Genomic DNA, 6,004 nt, shown 5'->3' on the forward strand with positions numbered 1-6,004 from the left:
GCTTCCCCATGGGGGGAATCTCCCCCCCCCCCCCCCCCGCCCACAACCCGCGGGTGGCCCGCCCCCCCCCCCCGGCCGGGCCGGCCCCCCCCCCCCCCCCGGGGGGGGGGCCCCGCGCCAATTTGCCAAGTCGGATGGTGGGGGCTGGGACGGGCGCGGAGGGGAATCACCGCGACGTCGTGAAATGCACGGAGCGGTGTCGCGGTTGACTACCACGGATAGCTGCCCGCGCGCATCAGGCGGCGCTCCTTCGCTGCACCCATTCTGATTCAGGCTCGATCCGTGGTCGCCGAACAACCCGTAGCCGGGTATTCGGATTGAGTCGGAAGATCGAAGGCGCCCCTCTTGCCCGGCACGTGAGTGCCGGGCAAGAGGGGCGCTGTTTTGCAAGGTTTACCGAGCGGGCGGGGTGACGATGGGGAACTTCGGGTCGGGGAGGGTCAGGGTGTCGAAGACGGCGTCGGCCGACTGCTGGGCGTTCGCACCCGTCAGCGTGATGCGCTGGTCCTGGACGGCCTGGTCGAAGTTGTGCCGGAAGCCGGGGGTCTGGGCGAGGTCGTCGAGGGTCCGGCGGCTGAGCGTGATGGTGGCGTCCGGCACGTCGACGAGGCGGTCGACGCCGGCCACGAACACCAGCACGCCGTTGCGCAGGGTGGTGGTGCAGGTGTCGCCGGTGTCGGTGAACACCCAGTTCAGGGTGATCGGGAGGCGGTTCCGCTCGGCGGCCGTCGGCCCGTCCACGCTGCGGGCGAGGGCGGAGAAGTACTGGTCCAGGGTGGTGCTGCGGATCAGGTCGGCGGAGGTCTGGCTGGTGACCAGCGGCTGCGGGCCGTCGACGACCTCCTGGGCGCCGGTCAGGTAGGCGTTGCGCCAGGTCCCGTTGGCGCTGCCGTAGCCGAGCTGGGTGAAGACCTTGGCCTGGAGCTCCTTGGCCCGGGTGACCTGCGGCTCGGCGAGCGGGCTGCCCGAGTCGGCGGCGGCGCCGAAGATGACGTGGTCGAGGAGTTCGGCGGCCCAGCGGAAGCCGTCCGTGGTGTCGGTGTCGTAGGCCCGCTGGGCCGCCGTGACGACGGCCTCGGCGCCGCCCATCGCCTCGACGTACGCCGCGCCGGCCTTGACGGGCGGGAGCTGCCACAGGTGGGCCGGGTTGGCGTCGTACCAGCCCATGTACCGCTGGTAGACCGCCTTGAGGTTGTGGCTCATCGAGCCGTAGTAGCCCTGGTTGTACCAGTGGTCGTCCAGGCCCGGCGGAAGGGTCTCCAGCTCCTCGGCGATCTCGATGCCGGTGCGGCCGGCGTTGATCAGCCGCAGCGACTGGTCGTTGAGGTAGCCGTACATGTCGCGCTGGGTGTTGAGGAATTCGAGGATGCGGGCGTTGCCGGGCGCACTGCCCTCGCCCGCCTCGCTCCACATCGGCCAGTGGTGCGAGGCGAACAGGACGTCGGTCTCCTTGCCGAAGGTCTGGATCGCCTCGGTCAGGTACTTCGACCACGCGTGCGCGTCCCGCACCTGCGCGCCCCGCAGGCTGAGGATGTTGTGCATGGTGTGGGTGGCGTTCTCCGCGATGCACAGGGTGCGGGCGGCGGGGAAGTAGATGTTCATCTCCGCGGGGGCCTCGGTGCCCGGCGTGAGCTGGAACACCATCTGCACGCCGGCCAGCTCGAACTGGTACAGCCCCGGCCGCCAGGGGATGACGTAGGCGTTGCTCCACTGGTCCTTGGAGACCGCGGGGTGGGCGGGCCCGCCGATGTAGTCGGTCGGCGGGACGAGCGTCACCTCGCCGGTGGAGATGGTCGTGCCCAGGCCCGAACCGACCTGCCCCGTCGGGCTCTTGTCCAGCTGCGCCGCGTACATGTACTGCGCGCGCCGCGCCATCGCCGGGCCCGCGTAGACGTTCTCGCTGATCGCGTGCTCCAGGAAGCCCTCCGGCGCGACCACGGGGACGCCCGGCTCCAGCGGGTCGCCCTGCTCGGCGAACAGGCCCCGGGAACCGCCGAAGTGGTCGACGTGGCAGTGGGTGTAGACGACGCCCAGGACGGGCCGCTGCTCCCGGGTGAGCTCGGTCTTGTCCCGGAACAGCCTGAGCGCGGCCTGCGCGGTCTCGTAGCAGGCCAGCGGGTCGATGACGACCAGGCCCGCGTCGCTCTCGACGATCGTCATGTTCGACAGGTCGTAGCCGCGTATCTGGTAGATCCGGTACTCGGGACAGCTGGTGACCTGGAACAGCCCGGCGATGGCGGTCAGTTCGCCCTGCCGGTGCAGGCTGCCGTTGACCGTGGGCATCTCGGTGCGCAGGTCCGGCTCCAGGAACTCGTACGCGGTGAAGTCCCAGACCACCTTTGACGGGTCCTTGCGGGACATGATGACGGGCACGTCCGGCGGGGCGATCATGAACCGGCTGGCGTCGGCGAAGTCCCGGCCGTCCTTCTCGTCGGCGATCCTGGCCGCCTCGGCGGCCTTCCGGTTCGCTTCGGCGACGGCGGGCGTGGGCTCGATGGGCTCGGTGTACTCGGGCGTTCCGGACATGGCGAAACCACCTCCATGGTCAGGTGAGGGTGCCGCCGCACAGCGGCAGGCCAGTCACGCTAGGTGTGTGAACGACTACGGACAAGGGGGTGATCTGGCCATCGCCCTGACCTGAACCTGTCGGCAAACTGTTCGACGGCTGTGCCGTCCCGGGGTGCACGCACCCCCTGACGTGCGCTGTCGCACCCGCCGTTCGAACCCGGGAGGGGGTGTCGGCCGTGATACCGGCCGAGGCCGGTCGGCGCTCGGCGGTCGGCGCGAGGACGGATGTGGGAGGACAGCGATGGCCTGGTACCAGGGGCGGAGCCGGATCACGGTGACGGCGGTGGAGGGGCAGTGGCCGCAGCGGGCGGTGGTGACGGTGCGCGGTGGCCGTCCGGTGGAGATCCCCGGGGCGGTCGGGGCGAGCCACCTGGTGGACGCCGAGCGCTGGGAACTCGACCTGGAGCACCGGCGCGAGGGCGAGTGGTGCCCCAACATCCGTGCGGTGCAGGGGCGCTGGCAGGAGGTCCGGGGTGTGCTGACGCAGCTGGTGCACAGCCGCAACCGGGACGGGGGCAGTGACCGCAACGACCGGAACCTGGTGCTGCGGATCGAGCGGGTCGAACCGGGCGACGGCACGCCCGTGGACGTGGCCGCGCAGGGCCGCGCCACCGTGCCGCGCACCTCGGCGGGGCAGTCGGGGGCGTCCGGGGCGTCGGCTCCGCGGACTTCGGCCGCGCCGGTGCGCGGGACGTCGACCACCTCGTCGGCGCCGACCGTGCGGACCAGCGGTTCGGGGGCCGGGTCGGCCGGGTCGGCCCCGTCCGCTCCGTCGCGCGCGGTGACGTCCACCGGGGGCACGGCGACCCGGCCCTCGACCGGCAGCTCCTGGCAGGGCTGACGGGCGTTCTGGGCCGGCGGATGTTCTGAGCCGGCGGATGTCCTGAGCCCTGAGTCCGTCCGCGTTCCGGCGCGTGGCGGATCCGCTCGGCCGCCCCGCGCCCCGGGGCGGCCGATGTGAACCGGAGCATGCGTGAACCAGGGCATGCGCGAACCAGGGCATGCGTGGAACGGGGCACACGCGCACCACGGCGCAAGCGCGGCAGGGCACGCGCGCATCAGAGCCCTCATGGATTCACCCGCGACGCATCCGATCGATCCCGTCGCATTCCTGCACAACCGCCCCAGGCGTCAGGGGAATCACTCGGCTATTCCCCCCCGGAAACCCGGCCGGGTATCCGGAGGGATCCGGGTGCCACAGTTTCGGCCAAAGAATTCACACCCGTCATCAGGCGTTCCGGGCGTGCCCGGGAGTCACACCAGCGATTTTGCGGTTCCGATTCCGGGGAGAGTTGCTTTCCGTTCAATCGCCAGGGGTTGCGAGCGGGTGACCCGCCGTGAAGACTGTTCCGCGTTCGTCGTTCCGAGCGTTCGGGCCGTCAAGGTATTGCCCGGTCCTCGCGACGGTCGTGGCAGGTTCCGCACGGTGGTTGCGGGGAGGGATCGCAGGGGGGATAGGTATGTCGGGCGCAACGATCGCGCAGGTCAGGGCCGTTGGAGCGGCCGACTGGAGCGTTCGGGATTCCTGTCCGGCCCCGCCTGCGGGGTGAGGTCATTCGGCGGTCGGCCGTTCGCCGCTCACTGTTCCCGCTCGCCGTTCCCCCGTTCGTCGTTCCCGGGCGGCGTGGAATTCGGGTCGCATTCGCACCGTCCGGTCGGGGAGCGCCGAAGCGGCCCGGAACGGTTCCTCCGGGGCGCGTGCGGCGCCCCGCGGGGACCCGTCGGGGATTCCCGTTCGCACCCGCCGGCCGTCATCGGCAGGACTTCCGTCGATTCCCGTTGTTCCCGCGAGTCTTGAGTCGAGGAGCGCAGGTGGCAGGAAATTTCACGGCGTGCTCCACAGTAATCCGGAATTCATCCGCGGACGCTCGCCGCGCCCGCATCTGAGAACCAGTCAACGGGAGCGTCCGCCCATGCCGTACCCCAGTTCCGCGCCCGTCCGCGAGCGCGCGCCGTTCCTCTTACACCGCGAACTGCAGCACCGGCTCGACACGCTCGCGCGCACCCACCGGGTGCCCGGCGCCCAGGTGGTGCTGGACACCGGCTCCGAGGTCGTGGCCCTGCACACCGGAGTGGCCGACGCCGCCACCGGTGCGCCCTTCACCGGGGACACCGCCGTGCCGGTGGGATCGCTCACCAAGCCCTACACGGCGGCTCTGGTGATGCTCCTCGCCGACGACGGCGACCTCGACCTCGACGACCGGGTCGCCGATCACCTGCCCGAGCTCCGCCGGATGCCCGCAGTAACGATTCGCCAACTCCTCAGCCACACCGGCGGACTGCCCACCGGGCCGGACTCCGACGCCGCCGCCCGGACCACCGCGGCGCACTACCTGTCGTCGGTGTGCACGGCCGGGGACGCGCTCTTCCCGCCCGGGACGGACTTCTCCTACTCCAACGCCGGCTACGTCGCCGCCGGGCGCCTGGTGGAGGCGGTGACCGGGATGCCCTGGCACGAGGCCGTGGCCGCCCTGCTGCTCGAACCGCTCGGCACCGTGCCCGTGTTCGTCGACGAGAGCGCACCCGCCCGCCCGGTCGCCGCCGGGCACGCGCTCAACGCCGCGACCGGCCGGGCCCGGCCGGTCCGGCAGAACCTGGCCCCGCTGGAGGCCCCGGCCGGCGCCCTGCTGGCGAGCGCCGCGGACCTCGCCGCGCTCGGCGGCGCCCTGGTCGGCCGGGCCAAGGCCCTGCCCCCCGCCGTCGCCGAGGAGATGCGCCGCCCGCAGCCCGGCGCCCGGCCGGGTGCGCTCGCGGACGGCTGGGGCCCGGGGCTCGCCCTCTACCAGCAGGACGGCCGGCTGTGGTGCGGCCACGACGGCAACGCCATGGGGACCTCCTGCCACCTGCGGGCCGACCCCGACAGCGGCGTGGTGGTCGCCTTCGCGGGCAACGCCTCCGCCGCCACCGCGCTCTGGCGCGAGCTCGCGGCCGACCTGGCCGAGCTGGCGGGCGTCCGGGTGCCCGCCGCGACCGCGCCCGTGGGCGCGGCCGAGCCCGCCCTCCTGCCCGAGTGCGCGGGCACCTACCGCAACGGTTCGATCCGGTACGTCGTCGAGCCCGCGGGCGACGGATCGTCCACGCTCTCCGTGGACGGAGACCTGCCGATACCCCTGCGCTGTTTCGCCGACCTCTCCTACGACCTGCTCGCCCCCGACACCGGCCGCCCCGAGCCGGGCGGGCGCTTCCACCGCGATCCCGCCACCGGCGTGATCGACCGGGTGCAGGTGTCCGGGCGCACGGCGCGCCGCGCCGACCCCGCCTGAGGCGCCCTCCGCCGCCCGGCCGCCGGCCGCTGCCCGTCGGCTGAGGTGTCCGCCGCCGTGCCGACGCCGCTCCACCGGGCTCACCCCCGCTCGTTCCGTTCCCCCGGCCCCCGTTCCCGGGCCCGAGGGCTCACCCCCGCCTGCTCCGGCGCCCGCATCGCCTCCTCCCCGTC

The 6,004-nt window shown here is 72.7% G+C and carries 3 protein-coding genes; 2 read left to right on the top strand and 1 reads right to left on the bottom strand.

The window, feature by feature from the left end:
* Positions 1 to 393 precede the first annotated feature (393 nt).
* Positions 394 to 2,526: an alkyl/aryl-sulfatase gene (locus ACFVTF_RS18665; RefSeq protein WP_387814704.1), complete on the bottom strand. Its 2,133-nt coding sequence runs from the start codon at positions 2,524 to 2,526 to the stop codon at positions 394 to 396.
* A gap of 283 nt (positions 2,527 to 2,809) precedes the next feature.
* Between ACFVTF_RS18665 and ACFVTF_RS18670 the strand changes: the two genes are divergently transcribed.
* A complete protein-coding gene (locus ACFVTF_RS18670) occupies positions 2,810 to 3,409 on the top strand; it encodes a hypothetical protein (protein WP_387814706.1) in 600 nt (199 codons plus the stop codon).
* Positions 3,410 to 4,481: 1,072 nt separating this feature from the next.
* Positions 4,482 to 5,831, top strand: a complete 1,350-nt coding sequence (locus tag ACFVTF_RS18675) for a serine hydrolase domain-containing protein (protein ID WP_387814708.1) — start codon at positions 4,482 to 4,484, stop codon at positions 5,829 to 5,831.
* Positions 5,832 to 6,004 lie beyond the last annotated feature (173 nt).

Origin of the sequence: Kitasatospora sp. NPDC057940 (assembly GCF_042887425.1) — a bacterium.
GTDB lineage: Bacteria > Actinomycetota > Actinomycetes > Streptomycetales > Streptomycetaceae > Kitasatospora.